Raw genomic sequence first — 836 nt, forward strand, 5'->3', positions numbered from 1 at the left:
GGCACTTCACCTTTCAAATACGTAAACGGCACATCTTTTGAAACCTCACTCTTGAAGTAAGCTGAAATACCGTCCGGCACTTCACCTTTCAAATACGTAAACGGCACGTCTTTTGAAACTTCACTCTTGAAGTAAGCTGAAATACCATCCGGTACTTCACCCTGCAATGTAGACCCATCCGTCGTTTCTGCCTGTGATTGAAGATCCCACCTATGTGTTGTTGCACCATCGTTAACAACGTTAGCCACGATATTGCCGTAAAGGCTACTTGCAGTGACATTAATAGTGGCGTTAGGCGCAAGAATACTGCCATAAAACGAATTATTAATATTAATCGTTGAATTACTTGTTCCGAAGTTCCATAAAACATGGTTAGGCTTACTAAGAACAGCATCGCCCTCCGTACTAGTAGTACTCTGATCATATTGTAGGTGAACCTGACTTGAAACAGTCTGTGGGGTGTCTGTAGGCATATCTGTAACATTGATTACAATTGTCGGTCCATCGTTACTGCTACTGACACCTTTAATCGTAATCTGTCGTTGGGCGCTAAGATACTTAAACGGTAAGTCAACGTAAACAATGCCATTAGATGAAGTTGCAACAGCCACATTGATGAAACGATTATTCTCATCTTTTTCAAGCTCCGGATCCACACGGTCAGATTGTGATTCACTCGAGAATTTATTTGAGTTTTCAATGAGCTCACTAAAAACCTTGGCGAAATCAATATAGACTTTTCCATCAGTATCTTGGCCAAGCTCTTTGACCGGTGAATTACTATACTGCCCACCATTCACTGCAAAGTTACCATTACTATTAGTAATTACGGTAAC

1 protein-coding gene is annotated in these 836 nt (G+C 41.0%); it reads right to left on the bottom strand.

From position 1 onward, the window contains the following. On the bottom strand, positions 1-836 hold an 836-nt coding region (locus tag AC6H04_RS07860), incomplete at both ends, for a collagen-binding domain-containing protein (RefSeq protein WP_497571173.1).

This window comes from Secundilactobacillus sp. MJ173 (genome assembly GCF_059704265.1).